General features: G+C 37.5%; 25 protein-coding genes and 1 pseudogene. 10 read left to right on the top strand and 16 right to left on the bottom strand.

What is annotated here, in order from left to right; translation table 11 throughout:
- Nucleotides 1-245: 245 nt before the first annotated feature.
- On the bottom strand, nucleotides 246-1178 hold the full coding sequence (locus ACQKN2_RS01235) for a stalk domain-containing protein (protein WP_427413300.1): 933 nt from the start codon (nucleotides 1176-1178) through the stop codon (nucleotides 246-248).
- A gap of 192 nt (nucleotides 1179-1370) precedes the next feature.
- Here ACQKN2_RS01235 and ACQKN2_RS01230 point away from each other — a divergent pair, with 192 nt between their 5' ends.
- A complete protein-coding gene (locus ACQKN2_RS01230; protein WP_427413299.1) occupies nucleotides 1371-1802 on the top strand; it encodes a hypothetical protein in 432 nt (143 codons plus the stop codon).
- Here ACQKN2_RS01230 and ACQKN2_RS01225 read toward each other — a convergent pair.
- Entirely contained in the window at nucleotides 1782-3554 is a 1773-nt protein-coding gene (locus ACQKN2_RS01225; protein WP_427413298.1) for a glycerophosphoryl diester phosphodiesterase membrane domain-containing protein, read from the bottom strand. The two genes, ACQKN2_RS01230 and ACQKN2_RS01225, sit on opposite strands and share 21 nt — an antisense overlap.
- Before the next feature lie 257 nt (nucleotides 3555-3811).
- On the opposite strand from ACQKN2_RS01225, the gene ACQKN2_RS01220 reads away from it, so the two are divergent.
- A complete protein-coding gene (locus tag ACQKN2_RS01220; protein WP_427413297.1) occupies nucleotides 3812-4030 on the top strand; it encodes a hypothetical protein in 219 nt (72 codons plus the stop codon).
- An 83-nt stretch (nucleotides 4031-4113) separates the two neighbouring features.
- On the opposite strand, the gene ACQKN2_RS01215 is transcribed toward ACQKN2_RS01220, so the two are convergent.
- Both ACQKN2_RS01215 and ACQKN2_RS01210 read right to left on the bottom strand, forming a co-directional pair.
- Nucleotides 4114-5688 carry an amidohydrolase gene (locus ACQKN2_RS01215; RefSeq protein WP_427413296.1) on the bottom strand — a complete coding sequence of 525 codons (1575 nt, stop codon included), beginning with the start codon at nucleotides 5686-5688 and terminating at the stop codon, nucleotides 4114-4116.
- Nucleotides 5689-5699: 11 nt separating this feature from the next.
- Entirely contained in the window at nucleotides 5700-6251 is a 552-nt protein-coding gene (locus ACQKN2_RS01210; protein ID WP_427413295.1) for a biotin transporter BioY, read from the bottom strand.
- Between the two features lie 533 nt (nucleotides 6252-6784).
- On the opposite strand from ACQKN2_RS01210, the gene ACQKN2_RS01205 reads away from it, so the two are divergent.
- Entirely contained in the window at nucleotides 6785-6994 is a 210-nt protein-coding gene (locus tag ACQKN2_RS01205) for a hypothetical protein (protein WP_376076707.1), read from the top strand.
- A 29-nt stretch (nucleotides 6995-7023) separates the two neighbouring features.
- Entirely contained in the window at nucleotides 7024-8010 is a 987-nt protein-coding gene (locus ACQKN2_RS01200; protein ID WP_427413294.1) for a DUF2167 domain-containing protein, read from the top strand.
- A 308-nt stretch (nucleotides 8011-8318) separates the two neighbouring features.
- Here the strand turns inward: ACQKN2_RS01200 and ACQKN2_RS01195 are convergent, their stop codons facing one another.
- The 5 genes from ACQKN2_RS01195 to ACQKN2_RS01175 form a co-directional block, all read right to left on the bottom strand.
- The gene (locus ACQKN2_RS01195; RefSeq protein WP_427413293.1) at nucleotides 8319-8981 is read right to left on the bottom strand and encodes a TIGR04104 family putative zinc finger protein; all 663 of its coding nucleotides are present in this window, start codon (nucleotides 8979-8981) and stop codon (nucleotides 8319-8321) included.
- On the bottom strand, nucleotides 8968-9483 hold the full coding sequence (locus tag ACQKN2_RS01190) for a sigma-70 family RNA polymerase sigma factor (RefSeq protein ID WP_427413292.1): 516 nt from the start codon (nucleotides 9481-9483) through the stop codon (nucleotides 8968-8970). The genes ACQKN2_RS01195 and ACQKN2_RS01190 overlap by 14 nt, the downstream gene beginning before the upstream one ends.
- A gap of 382 nt (nucleotides 9484-9865) precedes the next feature.
- Nucleotides 9866-11314 carry a tetratricopeptide repeat-containing diguanylate cyclase gene (locus tag ACQKN2_RS01185; RefSeq protein ID WP_427413291.1) on the bottom strand — a complete coding sequence of 483 codons (1449 nt, stop codon included), beginning with the start codon at nucleotides 11312-11314 and terminating at the stop codon, nucleotides 9866-9868.
- Between the two features lie 459 nt (nucleotides 11315-11773).
- Nucleotides 11774-12982 carry a hypothetical protein gene (locus ACQKN2_RS01180; RefSeq protein WP_427413290.1) on the bottom strand — a complete coding sequence of 403 codons (1209 nt, stop codon included), beginning with the start codon at nucleotides 12980-12982 and terminating at the stop codon, nucleotides 11774-11776.
- Nucleotides 12975-13481 carry a sigma-70 family RNA polymerase sigma factor gene (locus tag ACQKN2_RS01175; protein WP_427413289.1) on the bottom strand — a complete coding sequence of 169 codons (507 nt, stop codon included), beginning with the start codon at nucleotides 13479-13481 and terminating at the stop codon, nucleotides 12975-12977. The genes ACQKN2_RS01180 and ACQKN2_RS01175 overlap by 8 nt, the downstream gene beginning before the upstream one ends.
- Nucleotides 13482-13651: 170 nt before the next feature.
- Between ACQKN2_RS01175 and ACQKN2_RS01170 the strand changes: the two genes are divergently transcribed.
- From ACQKN2_RS01170 to ACQKN2_RS01160, 3 genes are all read left to right on the top strand, one after another.
- Nucleotides 13652-14092, top strand: coding sequence for a MerR family transcriptional regulator (locus ACQKN2_RS01170; protein ID WP_427413288.1), 441 nt, complete (start codon nucleotides 13652-13654; stop codon nucleotides 14090-14092).
- Nucleotides 14079-14432 (top strand): DUF4260 domain-containing protein, encoded by a 354-nt coding sequence (locus ACQKN2_RS01165; RefSeq protein ID WP_427413287.1) that lies wholly within the window; start codon nucleotides 14079-14081, stop codon nucleotides 14430-14432. Before ACQKN2_RS01170 ends, ACQKN2_RS01165 begins: the two co-directional genes overlap by 14 nt.
- A 72-nt stretch (nucleotides 14433-14504) precedes the next feature.
- Nucleotides 14505-14834: a YrdB family protein gene (locus ACQKN2_RS01160; protein WP_427413286.1), complete on the top strand. Its 330-nt coding sequence runs from the start codon at nucleotides 14505-14507 to the stop codon at nucleotides 14832-14834.
- A gap of 117 nt (nucleotides 14835-14951) precedes the next feature.
- Here ACQKN2_RS01160 and ACQKN2_RS01155 read toward each other — a convergent pair whose 3' ends face one another.
- From ACQKN2_RS01155 to ACQKN2_RS01125, 7 genes are all read right to left on the bottom strand, one after another.
- Entirely contained in the window at nucleotides 14952-15899 is a 948-nt protein-coding gene (locus ACQKN2_RS01155) for an MBL fold metallo-hydrolase (RefSeq protein ID WP_427413285.1), read from the bottom strand.
- A 104-nt stretch (nucleotides 15900-16003) separates the two neighbouring features.
- Complete coding sequence (locus ACQKN2_RS01150; RefSeq protein WP_427413284.1) at nucleotides 16004-16225, bottom strand: hypothetical protein; 222 nt, start codon at nucleotides 16223-16225, stop codon at nucleotides 16004-16006.
- Nucleotides 16226-16236: 11 nt separating this feature from the next.
- Complete coding sequence (locus tag ACQKN2_RS01145; protein ID WP_427413283.1) at nucleotides 16237-17304, bottom strand: DUF4367 domain-containing protein; 1068 nt, start codon at nucleotides 17302-17304, stop codon at nucleotides 16237-16239.
- 2 nt (nucleotides 17305-17306) lie between these two features.
- Entirely contained in the window at nucleotides 17307-18752 is a 1446-nt protein-coding gene (locus ACQKN2_RS01140) for a HAMP domain-containing sensor histidine kinase (RefSeq protein WP_427413282.1), read from the bottom strand.
- Nucleotides 18749-19447, bottom strand: coding sequence for a response regulator transcription factor (locus tag ACQKN2_RS01135; protein ID WP_427413281.1), 699 nt, complete (start codon nucleotides 19445-19447; stop codon nucleotides 18749-18751). Before ACQKN2_RS01135 ends, ACQKN2_RS01140 begins: the two co-directional genes overlap by 4 nt.
- A gap of 370 nt (nucleotides 19448-19817) precedes the next feature.
- A complete protein-coding gene (locus ACQKN2_RS01130; protein WP_427413280.1) occupies nucleotides 19818-20834 on the bottom strand; it encodes an inorganic phosphate transporter in 1017 nt (338 codons plus the stop codon).
- Between the two features lie 15 nt (nucleotides 20835-20849).
- Nucleotides 20850-21470: a DUF47 domain-containing protein gene (locus tag ACQKN2_RS01125; protein ID WP_427413279.1), complete on the bottom strand. Its 621-nt coding sequence runs from the start codon at nucleotides 21468-21470 to the stop codon at nucleotides 20850-20852.
- 743 nt (nucleotides 21471-22213) lie between these two features.
- On the opposite strand from ACQKN2_RS01125, the gene ACQKN2_RS01120 reads away from it, so the two are divergent.
- The 3 genes and pseudogenes from ACQKN2_RS01120 to ACQKN2_RS01110 form a co-directional block, all read left to right on the top strand.
- Nucleotides 22214-22981 carry a sulfite exporter TauE/SafE family protein gene (locus tag ACQKN2_RS01120; RefSeq protein WP_427413499.1) on the top strand — a complete coding sequence of 256 codons (768 nt, stop codon included), beginning with the start codon at nucleotides 22214-22216 and terminating at the stop codon, nucleotides 22979-22981.
- Nucleotides 22982-23103: 122 nt separating this feature from the next.
- Nucleotides 23104-24486 (top strand): Na+/H+ antiporter NhaC, encoded by a 1383-nt coding sequence (gene nhaC, locus ACQKN2_RS01115; protein WP_427413278.1) that lies wholly within the window; start codon nucleotides 23104-23106, stop codon nucleotides 24484-24486.
- Nucleotides 24487-24679: 193 nt separating this feature from the next.
- Nucleotides 24680-25375: pseudogene (locus ACQKN2_RS01110) on the top strand (copper amine oxidase N-terminal domain-containing protein); the annotation flags it as partial.
- Nucleotides 25376-25604: the final 229 nt, after the last annotated feature.

The following is a 25604-nucleotide window of genomic DNA, read 5'->3' as shown; positions in this document are numbered from 1 at the left end:
TTCATTTTCTATTTAAAGAGAATTATGAGAAGAATAGCGCATCACCATAGCGTGTGGTTGATTTCCGTTCCGAAGAGCGCTTTCTTGGGGCCGTTCAGTCGAAACGGAAATCAACACACAATAAAATAACCAACTACAATGCTCATTTTTATGTAGTTAGCGTTTCATTTTCGCTTCTAATACATCTACTAATTAAAGAAAAACCCCCTCCACAGCACGATGCCATGAAGGGGATAAACAACATTTTATTTCATTAATTCTTCAACAAATTCAACTGGTACATATGTTTTTGTTGGTTCTAATAAAGCTGGTGCTACTTTAAAATAACGAAGTGCTTTATTATAGCCATATTCTTTTTGACCACGAGTAATTGTATAAGATAATGCGCCTTTAGAAATAATTGCGCCTTTTCCTGTTGATTCTACTTTAAAGCCTAACTCTTCGGCAATTAAACGTAATGGTACCATTTTAGTACCTTCAACCTCATAAAAGTCATTGTTAATAATTTCTTGTACAGCAGCTTTAGACGGGTCTACATGACCAGGCTCTTGTGCAATCGTATCTAAAACGACAACTTTTGAAGGTGGTGTTTGTGCTGGAATGCTCATTGTTGTAATTGTGTAGAACACTAGTAAATGTTGCTCTGCTAAATCCTTAGCTTTCACTTTTTTACCAGATAGGCTAAGTAATTCCGTCTCTTTGCCAACATTTAGTTTTAACGTGTTATCAGTGTTCACTAATTCTTTATTGAAAAAGTCTACTTCAACAATTCCCATTTCTTTTGTTTCAACAATAATTACTTCAGGGTTATATTGTGGTGGATAGATCATAAGCATTGGCTTATTTGCATACGTGTAAGCTGTTATTTGATCACCCTTTTGTAGTTTAACTTCTTTTCCAGTATTATCGAAAACTAATGTCTCGTCATTTACGACAAAAACATTTGTATTTTCGTTCTCTTTTACAGTGTAATAGGTTGCATCCTCACGTTTTTCAACATTCTCAATTATTCCAGCTATTTTTATAAAAGTAGGTTGAACTTGTGGATTTTGCTCCTTATTATCAGTAGCGTTCGTCACAACTGCTTCACCTTCGTTTGCTGATGCGGTTGGAGCTACTATAGCGCCCCCGATTAATAATGCTGACATGGCAAATGGTACGACTTTCGTCATTTTCATAAAAAAGCATCTCCTTCATATCCCGAATTCATAGTAGTAGTCGGTTATAAAAGAAAAAGGTTACAATATTGCCAAGTTTTTTTCGCATTCCCCTAAAAAAGCCGCGATTCTTTTACGATGAAGAATCGCGGCTTTCACTTATACTGTTTGTGTCGGTTCGCGGGTAATCGCTTATCTTCCGCGGGTATTTGCATGCTTCGCGCGGGTATTCACTCACCTTCCGCGGGTATTTCCATGCTTCGCGCGGGTATTCACCAATCTTCCGCGGGTATTTCCATGCTTCGCGCGGGTATTCACTCACCTTCCGCGGGTATTTCCATGCCTCGCGCGGGTATTCGATCACCTTCCGCGGGTATTTCCATGCTTCGCGCGGGTATTCACTCACCTTCCGCGGGTAATTTCATGCCTCGCGCGGGTATTCGATCACCTTCCGCGGGTATTTCCATGCTTCGCGCGGGTATTCACTCATCTTCCGCGGGTATTTCCATGCTTCGCGCGGGTATTCACTCACCTTCCGCGGGTATTTCCATGCTTCGCGCGGGTATTCACCAATCTTCCGCGGGTATTTCATTTAATCAGGTGTTACATGTACTCCATATAAATTTAAAACATGAATTGAAATAGGTTTAGTATACGTTGTAAAAAGTATTCACGCTCATTTTGTTTCGTTCGTATATCCAAAGCTATATCGGGGAGATCGGTAATGACTCCATTGACATTTTTCCTAATAAAATCATGTAATGACTGATTATTATTCAATGTCCATACGAACAAATCAATTTTTTGCTGCTTCATCTCTGAGATTAGTTGGTCTGTTACCCATGCTTCCTCAAGTGAAATAAAATCAACTGTTTCATCCATCGGCCCGATATTTAATGCATAGACAATCCCAACACGTAAGTTCGGCGCCAATTTTTTTAACTGTGACATCATCTGTGGATCTGATGATTGCACATAATACCTATCGAGAACCTTGTAAGCCTTTAGTTTTTTTACTAACTTGGGCAATACATCTTCCTTTTCTTTACCATGAACTTTTAATTCAATCAGTAAGGAAACATTTAGTGCCTTTGCTATTTCAATAAAATCATCTAATGATGAAATTTTGTCGTTAAAGCCATTAGCATGAATTGTTAACGTCTTTAATTCACCGAGCGTCATATTGGCGATCACACCATTTTTACCTGTAAGTCTTCTTAATGTTTGATCATGAAATACGACGAATTGTCCATCAACGGTTTGTTGAATATCGATCTCGATTAAATCTGCACCCGAACTTGCTGCACTGACAAGGCCGCTAATTGTATTTTCCACATTCCCTTTCGTGTAGCCACGATGTGCAATAATTTTTGTATCTGGTGCATAGACACTTTTCTCTAATGAAATAACATTCATCACACTTAATACGATGAAAACAACCACAATGATGAAAGTTAACGGCTTATAGCGCCTTTTCTTAAATTTCGGTTTAAACCAAGACTTCCTTAAAACAGGCAAATTATACAGAAAAGCCACCATTACTTGTGAAAACATTGCTTGTAGTAAACTAAATAACACTACAAAAACCATTTCTAAAAAAGCGAGAGTAATCCCCGCTGTGACATGTGCTGTACTCGGTATCAAACGCTCCAAAATATATAATGGCAAGGTGCTTATAAGCGTAATTCCAAGCATTACAAGTAAAAGAACCGAAACAAGCATTGCTAATATTCCAATGAGTTCAAACAAGCCCCGCTTTGAAAAACGCCAGCTCTGTATCAATGAACGAATTATTGATATTTTTGGCTGGATTGTAAAAATCGGCAATGCCAAAATGCTTCGTATCCCCACTATTATTAAAACAATTACAACAGCAGCATAAAGTAAACGACCAGAACGACTGCTCATTATTTCATCTGTCAAAAAATGAGGAATGGACATTATTTGAGTTAACGATAGTGGAAATATAAATGAAGCTAATGGCCACAAAAGTGCAATATATATAAATAAAAAAATAACTTGAATACTAAAAAATGAAATAACCTTCCGATTAAGCTGCTGCCATATGTGTAGAAATCGATAGCGAGAACCTCTTTGTTGATGAAAGGCCATTAAAAAAAGAAAGCCCATTTCATAATAAATAAATAGCAAAATGAGCATTATTAAAAGAATGATCATTGAGATGACAAAGGGATGCCCCATAAAACTTTGAATATTTTGTTCAGTAATATGTGTGTACCCAGTAACTCGTAGCATTAGCTTAAATACGATAGCTGTTACAGGAACAATTAATAAAAACTGAAATAATCTAATCAGTGCGAAAACCTGTATATAATCAAAGCGATACATATAAATATTGTAGATGGCTTGTCGCATTACTTGTCCCGTTTTGTGCATTTACTCACCCCAGTCATACCTATCGTATCCCCTATCTTAAGCATCTTTGCGATTTTTATAAGCTTTTCCCTATAGGATATGTAAAGCCACTTATTTCAAATACTTTTAGCTCTTGAAATACAATTTGTCCCATATAATATGCGAGGAAAAATAATAAGATTTCTGTATTTATGGTGTCTAAAAATATTTTCTTGAAACTTTTTTGTAGGTAACTCGGTAAATAATAAAACCGATACATTTTAAGGGGGCAAATAATTATGAGACATACAATGTTTAACTTTGGAGATATCATTAGTACAACCGTCATTCTTATAATTTTCTTCGGCATTTTTTTCGTGATGATACATATGATTAAAAAAATGAAATCGACAGTTCCTCTGCCTCCTGAAGAAACACTTCAGCAAAAAGTAGATGACTTAACAACACGGGTGAAAACGCTAGAGAATCGAGTGGAACGTTTATCAGAAAGAAAGTAGCTCCAAATAAGAAAACATTAACGTGAAGGGCGTCATTACAGCCAATCTCTTTCTTTTTGTTAAATGAAAAAACGCTGTAAAGTTTATTCTTTACAGCGTTTTTCATAAACGATACGGCCATCCACAACCGTATATGCGACTTTTACTTGTGGAATATTTTCGATTTCTATCGTAAAAAGATCCTCTTCTAAAATAGTGAAGTCTGCTGTGTAGCCCTTTTCAATCTTACCTCGAATGTGGTCTTGAGCGATTATTTGTGCAGCTCCTACAGTATAGAGTCGTACTGCCTCAAAACGTGATATTTTCTCCTCTGGGACGTAACCGTTATGGGATTCTCCAAAATTCCGTCTTGTTACTGCAGCGTATATACCATATAAGGGGTTTGGCACTTCAATCGGAGCATCACTGCCACCCGCAACGACTAATCCGCGATCAAGTAGTGATTTTAACGGATGCAATCCTTTTGCTCGTACCTCCCCTAGCCTAGCTAGTTCTGCTGCATACTCGCCCTGCACAAATTGCGGCTGCATATCCACTGCGACAGGCAACGCAGCAAGCTTTTCTAAAATTTCTTCATCCACCAAGCTACAATGAATAACACGATCTAATTGACCTTCACGGGGCGGATAAGTAGCAAATACGTTTAAAATTGTTTCAATGGCTAAATCTCCAATGGCATGCACTGCCACTGTTTGCCCATGCTGACGTGCAAGTTGAACATATTGCTCTAATTGTTCTGATGAATGGACAAGCATACCGCAATTGCCTGGCTCATCACAGTATGGTTCCCGTAAGGCTGCAGTACGTCCTCCAAATGCACCATCTATAAAAATCTTCATTGCACCAAACTCTAAATACGGAGAAGATGGTTCTTCCATCTTGGCAACTTCTTTAAATACTGTGTGGTGTTGTAATAAATGGACCTTAAACGATTGCTCTGCCTCGACAATCTTGCGAAAAGCATTTATTGGTTGATGTGGAGGCCCGTAATAGCTTAAATCCTCAGAATGACCACCCACTAAGCCATATGATTGCAAAGATTTTATCGACTTCTCAAGAGCATCCTCGATATACTCGGGCGTAATATGGGGCATATGGTTTACAATCATATACAATGCTGCATCTTTTAAGACGCCTGTTAGCTGTCCATCCACCTTCTCAATGACGCCACCCTCTGGTGATGGTGTGTCTTTTGTAATTCCTGCAAATGCCAATGCTTTGGAATTAGCTAAAATTAAATGATGACAACTGCGTTTAATTATTAAATGAGCTTCTCCTAGAGCATCAAGCTCCGCTAATGTTGGGAAAATTGGCACTTCAAATTGTGTCTCATTAAGCCCTATCGCGATTACCCATTGATTTGCGGGAACTTCCAGCATCCTTTCACGAATAATGGCTAGTAGCTCGTCCTTACTTCTAACGTTCGATACATCAATATGCTTTAATTTCTCCCCGTAGCCAATAATATGTAAATGACTATCGACAAAGCCTGGATACATCACATTTCCTTGTAAATACCGAATAGAAGTAGCATGTGGCGACAAGCTACTTACTGAGCCTGTCGCCACAATTTTTCCTTCTTTAACAAGGACTGCTTCAACTGTTTCGCCAACTTGTGCCATCGTGTAAATTTTTCCACCTGTCCATAACGTTGCCAAAACAATTCCTCCTATGCAATCGCTTCAATTAAGTGTGCTCGCTCTAGGCGACGACGAACAATTACGCCAAACCATCCTGCCAAAACCGCTTTCACAATACCTACAATGATAAACGGTGCCGCACCACCCATAAATGCTGCTGTCCAAGTTAAATCTCCAACGATTTTTAACCAAGTCGTTCCAAATGCCAATGTCACAACCATCCCAATTATGTTCGCGATGATAGCTTGGACAATTGTAATACCGAATTTATCTAAATAGAAGCCCATAATGATTGCTGAGACAAGGAATCCGACAATATAGCCTCCTGTAGGACCAACTAAAATCCCAAATCCCCCTGACATACCACTAAATACTGGAAGACCTGCCGCTCCAAGCAAAATATAAATCAATACTGACAACGTTCCAAGTCTTGTTCCTAAAATCGTTACGACTAAGCCTACTGCTAATGTTTGTCCTGTTATTGGAATAAGTGGTAGCGGAATCGTTAATTGTGCAAGAATAGAAATAATCGCTGCACCAAATGCCGCTAACACATAATGATATGTACTACTTTTTTTCAAACTAAATTGCCTCCCCTTGTACGTTAACTATAAATGAAAATAAGTTAACACAAAGATAAAGCAAATGAAAACTGTTGTCAATCTATTTTAAAAAATTACTATAGTGAACTAGCAATTTCTTATCATAAAGGCCATTACCAAAGTGGTGTATTCATGGGATCGTCCGCTTGTAATTCAAACAAATCAGGAGTTATTTGATAAACCGAGAAAACCACACCAACCTAATATAACCCAACCTAATTCCATAAAAAGGTTATCGAAAAATGCGTAAATATGATCAGTCGCATATCCATATTGAACGCACGGTTCATTAACAATCTACAATTAATGTTAGTTTTTTGACTATAATTAGTCCATTTGGATTAAAAACTGTTCGAAAAAAGACCCGTATCTCGAAAACCAGGAATGGGTATTTAAGCTGGCAAGCGGCAGAAATTGTACCATCATATTTTCAGTTGGAAGAATATGCATTGTAACAATTTGGGTTATATGGTAACCTACTTAAGTATTTTTCCATTATAAGGAGGTAAGTTATGTTTCGTACTGGTATCATATTTTTAATTTTAGGGTTAGGTGCATTTATACTGCCGCAATTCGGTCTACAATTCAAATTATTTACCGTTTTTGGCGACATTTTTGGCGGAGGCGAAACCTTTGTCGAAATTGCTCTTGCAGGTATAGGCGCTGTCCTAGTATGCATGCATTTATTTAAAGGAAAGAAGGACAAGTCGTCCGCAGCGTAAGAACATGTGATTTTTGGGAGGAAGTTATTTTGAAATCGTTGATTGCAAAACTATTAAAATCAGTAACTGTTATGACTTTAATTATGATGGTGTGTGCGGTTCCCGCATTCGCCGAAGAGGAGTTGAATTGGGTAGAAGGTAGTGGACAGAAAGTTGACGTAGGGACCAATTTAGCGGAACTGGAGTTAGGCAGTGATTTTATTTTTCTTAATGCCGAAGATACGAAAAAGTATCTAACGCAGGGCGGAATGGAACCGAGCGGGTCAGAAATCGGTGTGGTTTTCCCAAAGGATGAAAAACAGACTTGGGCCGTTTATTTCGAATATGAAGAATCTGGACATATAAAAGACGACGAGAAAACAGATATCGATGCTGATGCTTTGTTGGACAGCTACAAAGAAGGTACGGAAGAAATGAATAAGGAGTTAAGCCCTGAAAATCAGTTATTCGTTGATAAATGGGATGTTGCTCCATTCTACGACAACCAATTACATAGTTTGTCGTGGTCTTTATTGGCGCATGATAATCAGAACAACGGTGTTATTAACTACAATGTGCGAATTCTATCCCGCCAAGGCTATATCTCAGCGATACTCGTCTCAGATCCGGCGAATTTGCAGGCCGATCGTATAGTGTTTAACAACAAGATCCTAAAGCAATTTAACTTAAAGCAAGGTCAGCGCTATGAGGATTTTGACAAAAAAACCGATAAGGTAGCTGAATACGGCTTGACAGGATTAATTCTTGGAGGCGCGGGTCTAGCGGTTGCCAAAAAAGCGGGCTTGCTTGCTATACTCATCCCTCTATTGAAGAAGTTCGGGATCATAATTGTGGTGGCCGTCGGCGCGATTTGGGGCTTTATTCGAAAAAAATCAGGGTTGAAGAAAGAGCAGTCGGAGGAACAATCGACACAATCTGAACAGCCAGAACAATCGGAGCAACCGACACAATCTGAACAACCAGCGCAATCAGAGCAAACGGCGCAGGACCAGGAGACTGACAAGCAGAAAGTTTAATTTACAAGAGTAGTAACCGCTAAACGTTTCGCGGACGTGGATATTGAAATATTTCAAAAATAAGAATATCAAAGCCCTTCCTAATCGCTCGATAGCCGAGTGATTAGGAGGGGCTTTTCATATCGTTTATTCATTTAAAGAAGCACCTAATAAAATAGTTCGAATCCGATAGCGAATAACCATGGAGCCTCTGTTCTTTGAGATAATTGCAGCTCGAAAAGACGTTACTACGTATGAATATGTACTGCTCTTTTTCGAACTAAATCGCCTCCCATTTGCGTTAAGAGCTAGCAATTTCTCTTTACAAATTACCAAAGCGGATCGTTGATAGGATCATCTTCTTGTAAATCAAATACATATGGTGCTAATAGACGATAATAAATAAAAACACCTGCTAAAAAGAAAATAATCCCTATAGAAATATTATCAATAAAATGTTGCATCAAAGCCATAAGAGGAATTGGAAATGCTAAAATCCCACCCATTTGCATAGATTTTTTTGTGCGATATTGTTTTTTCCCACAATAAGGACATTCGATTTGTCCATTTTTCCGGTACATTTTTCGAGCTTGCTTCTCTGACCAAGTTTCCCCACACTCAATGCACACCGGTAGGCCATATCCTTTCTTTATTAACACCCATTTAACAAAAAAAGCAAGCCCCACCATAAAGCTAAAAATTAATATGCCTTTTACTAAATCGTATTGTAAAATTGTCCATAGGCTCCATGTATCCGCTTCTTGCTGTAAGCTAGCTGCCTGGTGACTTCCTGAATTTTTAGTCTGTGATAATAAATAACTAAAACCAATGACAAACAACGTAAACGTTGCAAGCACCACACGATATTGCCACGGACTACTTCTTCTTTGTTTAGTTTTACTACGTGCTTTCTGGGCAATTTCCTGTTTTTTATCATCTGTAAGCTTTACATCTCGAAGTTCTTTTAGCACATCTTCTTTAAATTGATTCATGGCGTAACACCTCCCAATCATAATCACCGATTGCTGTTGCAAGTTGCTTTCTAGCACGTTGTAATCTTGTACGTATTGTTGCTTCTGGACAACATATGAGCTGTGCAATTTCCACTGTCGTCATATCCTCAAAATAATAGAGAATCAGCACTTCCCTATAGGCTACGGATAATGTAAACAAAGCTTCTACTAGCTCACGTTTTGTGGACTTAGCAAGTAATTCTTTTTCAGGCGTGACTGCTGTCGTTCGCCCCGTTATTTTTTCAAAGAGTGTCAGTCGTTTACTTTTCCAGCTACGCAAATAATCATGGCTTCGATTGACCGTCATTTTCACTAAATATGTACGTAATGATGATTCTTGACGAAATTGCTCTTGCTTTTGATAAAAGGCGATAAACACATCCTGCACAATGTCCTCAGCTGTTGCTTCATTTTTCACATATAAATAAGCAACCTTTAATAAATAGTCACCGTGCTCTGCAATAATTTTTTCAATATCCATCGTTGTCCTCACCTTCTTTCTAAACTACTGACGGACGCCGCTTCATTTCCGATTCACTTTTTCAAAAAATTTTTCAAAAGAAAAGAATCTGCAAAACTCCAACGACTATACGTTGGAATGAAGCAGATCCTTTATGATTGATCTAACACTCACAATATCAATTATGCCCCGGCAAAATGACGTCCGAAATAGGCTTTGAGCCAACAAATGTTTTTTGTGCGAAAGTGCAGTGCTAACGTAGCGACAGCCGCTTCGCTTTCGCGCAGATAAAAACCTGTTGCTGCTGTCGCTCCGAAAACACTTGTAGCTGACGCGTTGCTTTCGCTACATAAGACAGTGTTGAAAGAAGTTATAGTCCGTCAGTACTCATCATCTGACTTGTTTAGTTACGATTCCCCACACCGCTATATTGATTAAAAACAGTAATTTGGTTACGACCATTGCGCTTTGACGTATATAGTGCTGTGTCTGCATTATGGATAAGCTCCTCGACAGTGGCAATCTGTCCTTGTTTATTCGTACTTACGCCAATACTAAATTCCAACTGAACTGTCTCACCATTGATTGTTAAGGACATGGAGTTTAATGTTTGATAGAGATTTTCCGTTATCGTTTGAATGGATTCACCCTCCTGTAATTGACAAAGAATAATAAACTCATCTCCGCCAAAACGAGAAACGATCGACTCAAATGATTGAAAATAATCCTTTAATGTAGTTGCAGTAATCGTTAAAGCATCATCACCAAATAAATGGCCATTTGTATCATTTATTTCTTTAAAATGGTCTAAATCAATCATCATTAATGCTAATTGCTGATTTTCTACTGAAGCTTTCTCCAGCATTTTTTCCGCATTCTCATCAAAATAACGTCGATTATAAATATTCGTTAATGGATCAATGTAAGAAGTTTTTTCAAGTTGTTTCTTCTGGTCATCGTACTCCATCTCAAATAATACATGTGTATAATTTTCCCTTTGTATTTCTAGTAAAATGTTAATATATTCCTTTTGTATCGAGCACAATACTAGTTTATTCCCTTGCTCTTCTATTAACTTTACCAAAGAATTGTAGATCGTTTGAAGCATAGATAAATCATTATTTTGTAAGGCATAATGTTTTGACTTTTGGTACAAATCGATGGCCTCGCCAATGCGTCCCTCTTTTTCACAAAGCAATGCATAGGCATTCATAACCTCCAATTGTAACTTGGAATAAGGTGGTTGCTGAATCATCACCAGCAGTTCCTGCAATAATTCATTCGCTTCATCAAATTCCTCCAACCAAATTTGTGCGACAGCTAAGTTTATTTTTGAATACATAATCCCTGTATACGGATTTTCATGTTTTGTCTCAAAAAAGTTAGCATAATATAAGCTCTTTAATGCAAAATCCTTCGCTTTTTGATAGTTTCCAAAAGAGTTTTCTAAGTCGCTTAAATTATTATAAATCTTCCCTATACTTTCTATATGTTGAACACGCTCAGCAATTTTTAGAGCCTTGAACATAAACTCTTCAGATTTCTTTAAATGGCCAAACGTTCCCCAGTAAACGGCCGCTAAATTATAATGATGGATTAAATCGGTATCATCGCCATATTGAAAGGTTAATTCACGATATTGCTCAAGCACACTGATGGAAACCTGCAAATCACCTGTTTGAAAATAGCTTGCACAGCGATATCGTAATAACCGGATTGCCTTTTTATACATACCAAGCGCAATTGCACTTTCAATTGCGGCACTACTTAATTCTATATATTCTATAAAGCGATTCGCATCATACAATTCATTTAGCGTAATCCATAATTCTTCAATCTCCTGTGTGTTCATACCGCCCCTCCTTAAAGTAACCCTATTTCTTTAATACTATCTTTATGTGCATAATATTACAATTCCTCAGACTCATTTATTTTCAAAATAATGAGTAAAATTAACCTCGATATAACAATCAATGATTCATTTCTCCTAAAAAGATGAAAGCCCCTCTGTAAAAATGACTCTTTTATTTAAGAAAGTACAAAAACTATTATTTCTCGACAAATAAAAAAACAGCCTCTTCTCGAAAGAGACTTGAAGAATGTTGGAATGAGTATAGGTTAATGCGGATCATCACAATAAGGTGGGGTTGATTTCCGTTACGGCTGATTCCTGGGGCGCTCAGTGGCCACTCCAATCAATATATATATTAAAATACTTACATGATAAGCCTCACCATGAAGACTTTACAGTTTCGCCGTTCTCTCAGAAAATGCTAAATGGTGAGGTCTGCCTATTTTATTATCATACCGCTTAATGTAAAGACTCTTCAATACCTAAAAGCTTCTTTAACTCTTCCGACCTTTCTTGACTAAGATGTACCGTACCGTAACCCACTTTATACAAATAAAGTGATTGACCGTAACTACCCCAGACATTTACACGAACTCCCTCTAGCATAAATGAATAATCTGGGGGGCTTCCTATATCTTCAATAGGCTGCCACTCTGTTTGTCGAAAGAATTGCATGACTTCCTGTTCATTTTGAATGTTGAGCTTAGTCGTAACGGTTGGTTCAACAATTTCCACATGGTTTAATACGCCGTAGTGTGTGACACTTCCATTTTCATCAATGGACTCACTCCTATTTGATTCTATAGTGACATAATCTCCTTGCTTTACTGGAAAATCATCTAAAACCGGATACCAAGTTGCTTTTGGGTACTTATTTATGAGTTGCTCTTGCGAAAGTTTTTCTAAGTCCTCTGGAATAGCCCCATCAACAAATAGAAAGGCATTGGATTCTACTTTTATGACTGTTCCCACATACTTAATTCCATGTGAATTACTTGAATAATTCTTGATTTCATTTTGCTCCTGAAACGTTTTTACCTGCTCTGCAAAATGTTGATCAAAATAGCGAATAGCATCTTGAGCGGCTATTTCTTGTACTATACCGTTTGGGAGTGTCGGGTATTTCCCCAGGTAAAAGGAATCAAGCTTTTTTTTAGCTGTATACATCGGTAACAAAGGCTCCACATACGTTTTAAAGTAGTTCTCGATTCCCTTCTCTTTAAAAAGCTCAGCATATTCCGGTGATTGTTGTAACATAACAAGCTCGTCATAATGCTCCTTCCTAACAGCCTTTAGCTCTGCTTCAGAATATTGGAGACTAAGTGATTTCGCATAATAATAAGGGGCAACTACCTTCTTGTAACGTTCTATTGCCTCTTTTGTATAAAATTCCTCGTCTTGTTTGCCCCAATTGATGCGCATTATATTTTCAAAATGGGTAAGCTGTGTATCGTTAAACATATTTGCAGATTGTTTCGTTTCCTTATTCAGTAGCTGTACCATGACAAATCCAACGAAGCAAACCGTCACAATTGCCGTTAAAAGCGCGAAACGAATGGGCCTTTTAGGTTTGACATCTCTCTGCTGTAAGACACGATTTTTGACTCGCTCTTTACTCTCTACCATATCCCCTGCCACTTTCACCAACTCTTTTTGCCATTCATTCATGTCCAAGCACCTCCCATTCCTCCTGCTTTAGTTGAGACTTTAAAGTTTCTCTTGCCCTTTTTAACCTTGTCTTAACAGTGTTTTCTACAATTCCTAGAACCTGTGCTATTTCGGCAATCTTCATCTCTTCATAATAGTAAAGAATGATTGGCTCTCTATATGTTAGCGGAAGTTTTAAAATAGCTGCCCCAATATGCGATCTTTCCTCCGCTTCAATCAGTGTATCGCGCTGTATGTTAGCCTTCTCAGGGAATATTTTTTCTTGTAAAATTAATTTTTTATAATGCCAGCTTTTTAAATAATCCTTGCTTTTATTAATCGTTAACCTAGATAAATAAGCACGTAGCTGTCCACGTTCCTCATAATCATGCTGAGAAAATTTTATAAAAACCTCCTGCACGATATCCTCTGCCGCGTGTCTATTTTTCACATAAAAATAGGCGAGACGCAATAAATGCTCTGCATGTTCATCCATCATTTTTTCAAATATGCCGTCCACCTCCCCCTGTACACTATAAACGACTGCCAACAAATGACCGTTTCACTTAATTATCAATTATGCCTCGGCATAATTGCGCCCGGAATAGGCTGAAAGAAGTTAAAAATTTTAATTATCGTATTGACCTTGGAGCATACTCCAATGTTAGGATAAATTCAGGAGGTGCTCACATGCATATAAAACAGTTTGCAGCTAAGTATAATTTATCTACTGATACCGTGCGTTACTATGAAAAAGAAGGATTGCTACACCCAAATAAACAGGACAATGGCTATCGCGTGTATGATGTCACTTGTGAACATACAATAAAGTTCATTTTAGTATTAAGACAGGTTGGCTTTACATTACAAGAAATCAAACAGCTCCTTACACTAGAGCAAAAGCCGATTTCAGATTCTTGCAATCAAGAAACAGTACAGCTATTCTCAGCAAAGATCGCCCATATTGAGCAGCAGTTATTTTTTTATCAGCAAGCACTACAATCCTTACAGCTCACTCAAACATTATTGGCTGAAGGAAAATACGCTGAAAATAAGTTAGTCATCGGCTCACTTATCGAGGATATGTATAATAAATTACAAGAAGGAAGTGTTCATCATGAGACTACGTAAAATTATCTCATTGGAATATTTAATAGCATTTTTAGTAACTGTATTTTTCTACCAGCATTTTGAATTTTCGTTGCTATATTTTGTACTACTTTTATTACTACCTGATATAACGATGTTAGGCTACATAGTAAACACTAAAGTTGGCGCGTTATTTTACAATATTGGCCATAGTTTAGTCCTGCCAGCCATTCTCTTGATTTTAGGCTTTGTCACTGTATCATCACCGCTATTAATGGCCTCTATCATTTGGCTAGCTCATATATTTTTAGATCGTGCACTAGGCTATGGTTTAAAATATGATGAAGCCTTTACAAACACTCATTTACAACAAATAGCTTAAGTTAGAAGTTGCGACTCTATCAGTAAGCAGCATTTTAGATCATTTCAAAAACCGACTTTTCGGAGGGATCATATGGTGTTGAATATAGTTCTTCGCTTTCTATTAGAAATTTGCGTGTTAATGGCTTTTGGATATTGGGGTATACAAACTGGGAAAGGCATGTTCTTTAAGCTTTTACTTGGAATTGGAGCACCCGCTTTGTTCGTAGTTCTTTGGAGTATGTTTGGTTCACCCAAAGCAACATTTCCATTGAATGGGATTTGGCATTTTATGTTTGAGTTCGTGATATTCTCTCTAGCAGTCATAGCTCTGTATGCTGCAGGAAAAACACAATTAGCTACTACATTTGCCATACTAATCATTATTAATCAGATTTTATTGTCCGTATTTCATCAACGCTAAAAAATCCACTTTTAATTTCTATCAGCGGGTGTCACGGAATCGGAAAGGAGTTCTTTGTGCAGTACAAAGCCGATTCCGGACGCAATTATGCCGAGGCATAATTGATTAACGGGATTTTTAGCTTTTTTGAAGGTATGTGTATATCGTTGTAAGGTTCGCTTTAATACCGTTTACTCCCTTCCACTCCCTATACTTTTTAGGTAAATCAAATTCAGAAATAAAATCTTCCAGTGACAACTTTCTTTGAAGGGCATCTTTTGCGCGTTGAATCATGAAAGATAAATAATCAATTAACGTATCGCATAAAGTCAAATCTGCAACATTACCATGACCAGGAACAATTATATTTATATCGATTTGTTTAACTCGCTTTAATATGATCAAAAATTCTTCAGGATTATAGATCGGTACGTGTAAATCTTCTGTCGCTAAATCCCCCATAAAAGCTATTTTTTCTTTAGGTAAGTACATCAATGTATCACTCGGTGAATGTCCCCCGCCTAAACAGTAAAATTCCACAGTTCTATCGGAACCAGTGATGGTCAATCTTTCTTCAAACAACATGGATGGTAACACAATCTGTAATCGAGATAAATCATCCAATACCTTCGACATTTCCTGATATTGGTTGATTAAACTCCCTTTTATAACGGTGTCCTCTGTTGAATCGATTTGATTTTTTAGCTGAAGCAGGTAATGTTTCATGTCCTGCTTTTCCTTCTCGTAGTCTTCAATTTTATTCTTTTCTTTGCACAATTTCTCCGTTACATATGTAGAAATAATTGTTGTATCTGAAAATATTTGATTCCCAAAAACGTGATCCCCGTGATAGTGACTGTTCATCACATACTTTACTTTCTTACCCGTTAAACTTTCTGTTTGGCGTCTTAACTCTTCCCCTGCTGAAGGCGTACTTAGCGAATCAAAAACAAGAAGTTCGTCACCTAAATCAATGATTCCCGCATTACCCCAAGCACCTTGACCTGGTTTAGCAATGGCTGCATATACGCCATCACATAAAGTATGCAAAGTAAAATAGTTTGTTTCTACAATCACTCGTTCCATTCCAGTCCCCCTAGAAGTTTTTACATATTATAGCATTTGTACTTGTAGATAAATCAAGATAAAAAAAGAAAATCCACTCTTTTTCATAGTGGATTTTCCTCATATTAGATGAGTCGCTTAATTTTCGTTTCATATAGCGCAACAATTAGTATGCCACCAAGTATAGGGATTAAAGAGCTAAAAATGAAATAAAAACCTTCATCACTGTATTGTCCTAAGAAATGAAATTGCAGCCACGGAACACCGTATGTTTCACCTACACCGTATAAAAAAACTGTGCTAAATAAAAACAATGCAAGACATTTGATACATTCATTTCTTTTCATTACAATTCACCTCATTTAACGATGGTCATTTGTTTTGCATAGGCTGCGAGGTCTTCAATTGTTCGCTCAGGGTTATTATTCATAATGCTATATTGATAGCCATTTTCCTGCCAACTAATATAACGGAATTTTTTCTCATCCATAAAAGTTCCTTTTTGACCTCGGATGTCCATTTCTTTTATGCCTGTGAAAGTCTCATCCTTAGTATCATTACTATTAGCTTTTGAAACTGTAACTAAAATATCTTGCTGATCATCCTTTAAATAATTAAAGGTATACACTGAATGGTCTTCTTGCATTTTCTCTAATGAAATATCCTCCAAAGTTAGTCCATTCTCTGCTGGCACCATTAAAAATTCGCCAAGCTGTTCTTTCACTGTTTCCAGTGTTACTGACTCAGGTTCAGGTACAGTAATTTCTTCTACTTTTGCATCCTTTGGGACATCTATTGTAAATTGTGCATCGTCGATTTTGGCGTTTTCATCCATTTTAGTATACTCTGACGTCATTTTATTTCCAGCACTATTCGTTACTGTTTTTAACGTTACCCATGTTTTTTTATCAACCCATACTTCCATATCACCTATTAATGTATCATCTTTTTTCGCTTTCGCCACGATTTTATACGTATCTCTTCCAGCAATCTTCTCCTCCCCTGAAATTTTCACATCATGTGTATCCTTTACTAAATTAAATAGTGATTCTGCCTGATCTCTTGGCGATGGGAATGCACCTAAACTATCTTTGCCAATATCCATTTTATGAACAGTGTTTTTTACAACATCATACATAATAATCTGTGAACCATTGTTGACTGTGATGATATGCTCACCATTGTCAGCTGTTATCTCAATACGTCGTTTATCATCTTTAACCCACTCTTTGACTTGAGCCTTTCCACCAACATCATCCATATCCATCTTGTATTCAGCATAATAAGTAAGTGGTTCTTTCGTTTCCTGTAATGCTTGATCGATAATTTCTTGTGGTGAATAGGATCCCTCCGTGCTACAACCCACTAAGCTAAATGTTAATGCGGCAACTAAACCCGCTGCTCGTAATGATTTTTTCCAATTCATGATCAATTCTCTCCTTTAATTGGTGGCAACCAGCCCAGTACAGCTGTTCCATAGCCTTCTTTCGATACAAGCTCTACTGTCCCACCATGCTTTTCTATTATTTGTTTTGCTATATTTAACCCTAGTCCAGTGCCTCGCTCCCCAGCCTTTGTTCGTGCTGAATCTGCTTGGTACATGGGCTCAAATAACTTCTCAATATCCTCTTTTTTTACACCTTGCCCGCTATTTTGCAAGATTATATACATACCCTCTTGCTTTTTTAGAGCTGGCCGTACAAAATCAAAGCTCCATACCGGACACTCTCCAGCATTCACGGCTGCTAAACCTATCGTTGTACCTACCTCTCCATAGCGCCAAGCATTACTCATTAAATTGTCGATCACCCTTTGAAGCTGCTTCGGATGCACTGCATACATTCCCTCTATATCACAAGTAACTTCAAGCATAAACCCTTGATCCTTGCATAACTGCTCATAATCAGACAGCGCCATTTCAAAAAACTCCGCCCCATCTACTGCTACAAGTTCTAAATGATAGCTTGTCGATTGCAGTAAAGTGTACATTAGTAAATCCTCTAACATATGCTTCATCGTTTCAGACTTTGTTAAAATAATCTGTCGATACTCGACTTGCTGTTCTTCTGATAACGCCTTGCTTTGTAAAGATTCAGCATATGCTTGAATAGCTGTAAGAGGTGTTTTTAAATCATGGGAAATACTTGCAATCATTAACTCCTTTTGCTGTTGTTCAGCTTTTAAGTGAGTACGCGCAGTTTCAATTTCGTCCTGCATGGCGAGAAAGGTTTGAGCAAGTTCCCCAATTTCATCTTTTCTTGCCACTAAATTTGATTCCCCATGCTCCCCCTTTGCAAAAGCACGCATTTGCCGCATCAGTTCATGTAACGGTCGATTTAATTTACGGTTAAGCAGCATCATAACTGCAAAATAAATAAGGAGAAATAACAATATAGAGCTAGCTATTACAAGCCATGAACGACTTTCTACTCCTTTTACCCAATCCGTCCTAACTAATTGAATCTCATAAACCCCAAGCAATTCTCCATCTTGATAAACAGGTTCTTTATAAGTGAAGGCATTGTAATTTTGCTTTAGCTCATATAAACCTTTAAAAATACTATCTTTAGTATCAAACCCTGATTTCAATGGATTTGATGAATACAAAATTAAGCCTGATTTCAAGTAAAGTGTAATTGCAAGATGATCATTCGTTAGTGTTTCAACATCTTTTATATCCGCTTTTTTTGTATAATACATAGGATTTTCGAGAACAGATTTTACTTGATTGAGCTCTGTTAATTTTTCGAAATACTCAGCAACGTTTTTATCTTGATAATAGGCATTAATCCACACATAAAGGCTATAAGCACCTGTTATCGGTAACACCATCACAATGAAAAAAGTGATGAGTAACCAAGTTTTAATTTTCATAGCGGTTCACCAATAAACCGGTAGCCCTTGCCCCAAACTGTTTGTATATAATACGGGGTTTTGACTGGATCCTTTAACTTTTCTCGTAGCGCCTTTATATGTACTGTGACAGTAGGTGTTTCAAAAATGCTCGCCTGTTGCCAAATATGCTGATATAACTCTTCTTTTGAAAAAGTTTGGTTTGGGTTTTTCGCAAGTAGTTTTAACAGAGCGAATTCCTTCTGTGTTAAGGCAAGCTCTTTATCATCAAGACGCGCTGTTTCCTTTTGCCAATCAATTTTTAAGCCGTGTGCAAAGGATGTTACATCTTCTGTTATTTCTTTTTTCGTATAACGTTTCCAGCGACGTAAGTGTGAGGCTACACGTGCTTTTAACTCCTCTAAGCTAAACGGTTTCGCAATATAATCATCAGCGCCCTGCAAGCCCTCAACCTTATCTGCCTCTTCTTTACGCGCACTCATCATTAAAATAGGAACATCACTTTCCCAACGAATATTTTGGCAAACAGTAAGACCATCCATCTCAGGTAACATCCAATCGACTAACACTAAATCAAAAGAATCTGCTTGAAAATCAGCTAGCCCTTCGAGTCCTGTTGTTGCCCAAGTAATTTGGTAACCCTCTTGCTCAAGCGTATCCTTCACAATACGTCCAATCGCCGTATCATCCTCAATCAGTAATAGCTTTTCTTTCATCTGTTTTCCTCCTGTACTAACCTTACTATGTAAAAAGACATTTTTTCTGAACTTTATACTTTCTTTATAATTACCATAGATCTGGCTATCCGTCACTTCTCGTTTTTATATCAGCAATTCGTCTCTTACATTTGTTTCCGTCGCTCTAGGGAGTCCTTTCCGTCACCTGCATTTCTTTCCGTCGTTCCAGTCGGCCCTTCTGTCGCTTTGCCTCTTCTTTCCGTCGCTCTGGGCTGGCTTTCCGTCGCTTCGCCTTTTCTTCCCGTCTCTCTACCTGGACTTTCCGTCACTTCGCCACTTCAATCCATCGAACCTATTCGACGAATCAAAAAAAAAGGAATGCACGCAATTTGTGCATTCCCTCATTATGTTAGAACAATAAACTTAAGATAAAGTAAATAGCTGCAGCCATGACTGCGGAAATTGGCATTGTGATTACCCATGTTGTCACAATTTTTCGCGCCATTCCCCATTTAACACCTCTTACTCGATGTGCTGTACCTACACCCATAATAGATGAAGAAATAACATGTGTAGTAGATACTGGTAAGTGAATTAATGTCGCACCGAAAATGATGGATGCAGAAGCAAGGTCAGCTGCAACACCATTGACTGGACGAATTTTCATAATCTTACCGCCAACTGTTTTGATGATTTTATAACCACCTACCGATGTACCAAGACCCATCGCACATGCTGCTGCAAAACGTACCCAGAAAGGAATATCGTCTGTGTGATGCAGGCCTCCTGCAATTAACGCGAGCGTAATAATCCCCATCGCCTTTTGCGCATCGTTTGTACCGTGAGTAAATGATTGTAAAGCTGCTGTACCAATTTGCATTGTCCGGAAGCCTTTATTCGTTCGATATAAATTCATATCCTTAAATAGTACTTTAAATAAAGACATCATTAAGAAACCAGCTGCAAACGCAAGTAGTGGTGAGAAAATAAGCGCCTGAAGGATTTTTATAAAGCCACTATAGTTCAATACATTAAAGCCTGCTGCTGCAATTGCAGCACCTGCCACAGAACCGATCAATGTATGCGATGAACTAGATGGAATTCCAAAGTACCATGTTACTAAATTCCATGTAATCGCTGATAATAATGCCGCTAAAATAACGACAGAACCTGTAGTATCTCCAGTAAAAGCATTTAAGCTGAACGGGTCAACAATATCCTTTGTTAATGCTTTTGCTACCCCAACGAATGTTATAGCTCCGATGAAGTTCATAATTGCAGCCATATAGATTGCTGTACGTGGCTTCAATGCCCTTGTTGATACAGAAGTTGCGATCGCGTTGGCTGTATCATGGAAGCCGTTAATAAAATCGAACACAAGCGCGAATATAACGACTAATATTGTTAACAGTAATATCGTATCCATTTCGTACTCTCCATCTTACGCGTTACGCATAATTATTGTTTCAATTGTATTTGCTACTGTTTGACAGTAGTCTGCAGTGTCTTCAAATTGTTCGTATATACTCTTGAAGACCATGATGCGCATCGGATCTTTTTCTTGAATAAATAATTGCTTCATTGAAGAGCGGAAAATTTCATCACATTCACGCTCATAGTCCTTAATTTGAATAGCATGTTTACGCATTTCAACAAGCTTTCTACTATTTAATAGCTCCATGGCTTGGACCATTTCGTCTGTACTTTTCGCAATATATGTTAAGAATTGACGCATCGGGTCTGTAACTTCTGTTAAATTATACATGTCAAAATGAGCAATACAGCCTTCCATACCATCAATGACATCATCCAATTTATTAGCAAGTGCTAAAATATCCTCACGCTCGATCGGTGTCATAAATGATTTATTTAGCATGACGATAAGCTCGTGAATCAATTTATCTCCACTTGTTTCATATCGCTTCATTGTGTCTGCGATTTCTTTTAGTGAATCTATATTTTCAATACGTGCGTTATGAGCGTAATAAATACCTTCTTTAACGTTTTTAGAAATGTTTAACAATGCCTTAAAAAATGGATCTTGCTTGTTTGAGTTGAACATTGTGTTCCTCCTGTTGAATGAATATTGTCGATTTCTGCAATCATCATAACAAAACTTTCACATATTTCTACAGATTTTTAAACAAAAACGAGTTGAATTTACAAAAATGTAATATATAATTTGCCACAATTATTTCTAGGTACTTTTCCAAGTTGAAAACGTTGGAAACTCAATAACAAAAATTATCGATTTTTCTTTAAATATAACCATTTTTTCTTTTATTTTTATAAAAATACTTGAAAAACTTTTTTTCTTTCTATTTTTTTCATCTTTATAAATGTTAAGGAATTGTAAACGATATTTACAATCAATTATGCCTCGGCATAATTGCGTCTGGAATCGGCTTTGTGCTTAGGCCTACACGACGCAGGTCAGTTAGCCGTTATCGCATGGATGCGATGATGTTAGGCTAACATCCTATATTGAACTCCTTACCGATTCCGTGACATCCGCCGGAGGCTTTGGGCCAACGTGATGTTGGTCACTCAGTCGTGTGTTGTTGCTGTCGCTTCGCTTTCGCACAGTTAAAACCGTGTTGCTGTCGCTTCGCTTTCGCACAGTTAAATTGCCACAGGACGTGGCGTTCCTAGACTGAGTTCCTCTATTTCAGCGGGTGTTTGGATACTCGCTGAAAGAAGTTAAAAAGAAAAGTTACATTGTCATTTATTACAATTCGCAGTACTGTTATAAGAAAAGTGTAACTTACACAATATGCGTTAAAGAAGGTTGTGAGTATCATACATATGGACATCGATTTACTATCACTTGTCATACTTTTAATACTGGGCTTTATCGCATCCTTTTTAAATGCGATTGTCGGTGGCGGAGGATTAATTTCATTGCCTGCGCTTTTGGCGGTTGGTTTACCGCCAAGTACAGCGATTGCCACAAACAAACTCGCAAATACAATTAGCAACGGGACTAGCATGTTAACTTTTTTACGAGCTGGCAAGGTCGATGTAAAAAAGAATCGAAACATAATACCCTTTATTTTTATTGGTTCGTTCATTGGTGCCTATACTGTGCATCTTGTATCACCAGCAATTTTAAAGCCTCTAATGCTTGTTATGCTCGTCCTTGTTACCACTTATACGGTTTTTAAGAAAGATTGGGGACAGCAACCTGAAGAACGGATATTAAGTACTAGGAAGAAAATCATCTTTGTTGGCGCTTTTGCAGCTGTTGGCTTTTACGATGGTTTCTTCGGACCTGGCACTGGTTCTTTTTTTATTTTCATCTTATTAATGATGGGTAATGATTTCTTGCAGGCAGCTGGTAATGCTAAAGCCTTTAATTTCACATCGAACTTAGCTGCACTGGCTATGTTTTTACTATTAGGAAAAGTTAATTTTTTATACGGCCTACCGATGGGCTTTGTCATGATTTTCGGTGCCATATTGGGTTCAAAATTTGCGTTGAAACGTGGGACAAAAATGATGCGTATTATTTTTATCATCATGACTTGTACATTAATTGTCAAAAATGCATGGGATTATTTTAGTATCCATTAAGGAAAATACCACCTATTTAATTGACAATATTTATCAATCGATTGACAAAATTTATTAGCGTGCTATAATACTTTTGGGCTTCACCGCATTGAAGCGGAGAAGTAACTGTTAGGAGGATTAGCATGTTTCGAATTGAAGCAAAGAGTAACCCTCGATTTATCGAGGCAACCTTTATTATATTTTTAATTATTACCACGATGGCATTCAGTATTGGGTTTTTAAAAGCGACACCCCATATACCTATTTTTCTTGTCATTTCACTTTTAATAGCTTATGGATTACTTAAAAAAGTTCCTTTTCGTGAGCTTGAAGCTGGGATGGTTGCTGGTGCAAGTGCTGGCCTTGGGGCAGTTTTTATTTTCTTCTTTATTGGTATTTTAATTTCAAGCTGGATTATGGGTGGCACAATTCCAACACTCATCTACTACGGTTTTTTAACAGTTTCACCAAGCTTTTTCTTTGCCATCGTATTTTTGATTTGTAGTATCGTCGGTGTTTCAGTTGGTAGTTCTTTAACTACTGTTGCGACTGTGGGCGTTGCCTTTATGGGGATCGCCGGTGCAATGGACATTTCTTTAGCTATTACGGCTGGTGCAATTGTTTCTGGAGCTTTCTTTGGAGATAAAATGTCTCCCCTTTCGGATACAACAAATCTTGCATCTGGTACAGTAGGTGTAGATCTGTTCGAGCATATTAAAAATATGGGTTGGACAACGATTCCAGCTTTCGTGATCTCATTCGTCCTTTATGCAATAATATCGCCAACAGGTGGAAATGCTTCATTTGAAACGGTTGAGCAATTTAAAGAGGGATTACTGTCAACTGGACTTATTCATTGGTATACATTATTGCCAATTGTTGTTCTTGTTATTATGACTTTTTATAAAGCGCCTGCACTTATTACACTTGCAGTCGTCTCAATTATTGGCGTTGGACTTGCCTACATACAAGAACCGATTGCCCTATCAAATGTCTTTAAAATCCTTTTTGAAGGCTATGTATCTAGTACGGGTAATAAAGGTGTAGATGCATTACTGTCTCGCGGTGGTATGAACAGTATGCTCTTTACAATTGCCTTAGTCTTATTAGCATTAACAATGGGCGGACTATTATTTACGCTCGGCATTATTCAAAGTATTTTAGCGAAGGTGGAGAGCTTATTTAAAAGTGCTGGCTCTGTTATTACAGGTGCAGCCATTACGGGGATTGGTGTAAACACATTAATTGGTGAGCAATATTTATCCATCCTACTAACTGGTGAAGCATTTAAAGCACAATTTGAGAAGGTAGGACTTGCCCCAAAAAATTTATCCCGTGTTATGGAGGACGCTGGTACTGTAGTCAATCCTCTTGTTCCGTGGAGTGTTTGTGGTATTTTCATTGCTAGTGTACTAGATATACCAACAACATCTTACCTGCCATTTACCTTCTTCTGTCTACTCAGTCCAATTTTGACAATCATCTTTGGTTGGAGCGGTAAAACATTAACAAAGCTTGAAAAATAAGATTGGTAGCTGATGAATATCGTCAGCTACCTTTTTTTCTATTATTTCATCCTTTAACTCTACAAATAACAATTTGACCTTTTTCAAATTGATATCCCAGATTACTAGATTGATTGAAATAAAATAATGATAATTCATTCCATAATCTACAATAGTGTCCAACCTAAATCTTTCGTAGCAAAACGGACAAACACAAAGCTATCACAGTGATGCAATTATTCAAAATGGCGTAACGCTAGTACCACTGCGAGGTGTATTTGAAACATTAGGTGCAACAGTGAACTGGAATGCGAAAGATAAAACGATTACAGCGAAAAATAGCACGAAAACGGTTTGGCTAATGGTTGGTTCAAAAAAAGCTAAAATTAACGGCAACCCATTAGCTGTGTCAGTAGCACCGATTATAAAATCAGGGACAACATTAGTGCCATTACGCTTTATTAGTGAAGCATTAGGAGCGACAGTTTCTTGGGATCAAGATTCACATGATGTATCAATTTATGCAGAAGGATCTTCGCAAGTAGAGCGCTCACATTGGTTAGGCTATTACTATAATTCAGGCTTTACAGGATCAGGTGTAATAACATCACTTCGTATTGATAAAGTGACACCGACAAAAATTACATTTACATCTGTTAATGGCTATCGCTATGACCCTACAAATGGAAATTTATTTGGCTACCAAATGCCATGGCATTTTAACTATACAACACGTGACGCACAGCTATTTTCTGATGATGTGGCATCATATGAGTTAAATGGCTGCTCATTTGATTTAGTTAAATATTATGATGAAATCCATGTTGAAAATATGTACGGCTCTTGCAATCATTTAGGCCTTGCCGAATATGAAGGCGAATATACGGAATATCGACAGGTAGAAAAGTAAAGTTAAGCACTTATAAAAAGCCAACGGAGGTATCCTAACATTAAATTTAGGAATACCTCCTTTTATTATGTTTTTATACCAATTAATAAAATTCTTCTTTTTTAAACAAATTCTCTCTATATCTTAATTTAAATCCACAAACGTAGGCGTAAAATAACTTACCCTTCTATATGAAGTTACTTAGTTAAATTTCAAGCTAACCTTCTTAACAAAAAAATGAAATGAGTCA

The sequence above is a fragment of the Lysinibacillus sp. NPDC093688 genome, assembly GCF_050280145.1.
Classification (GTDB): domain Bacteria; phylum Bacillota; class Bacilli; order Bacillales_A; family Planococcaceae; genus Lysinibacillus; species Lysinibacillus xylanilyticus_B.
Note: the sequence above shows the minus strand (reverse complement) of the source record. Positions and strands in the feature narration are given on the sequence as shown.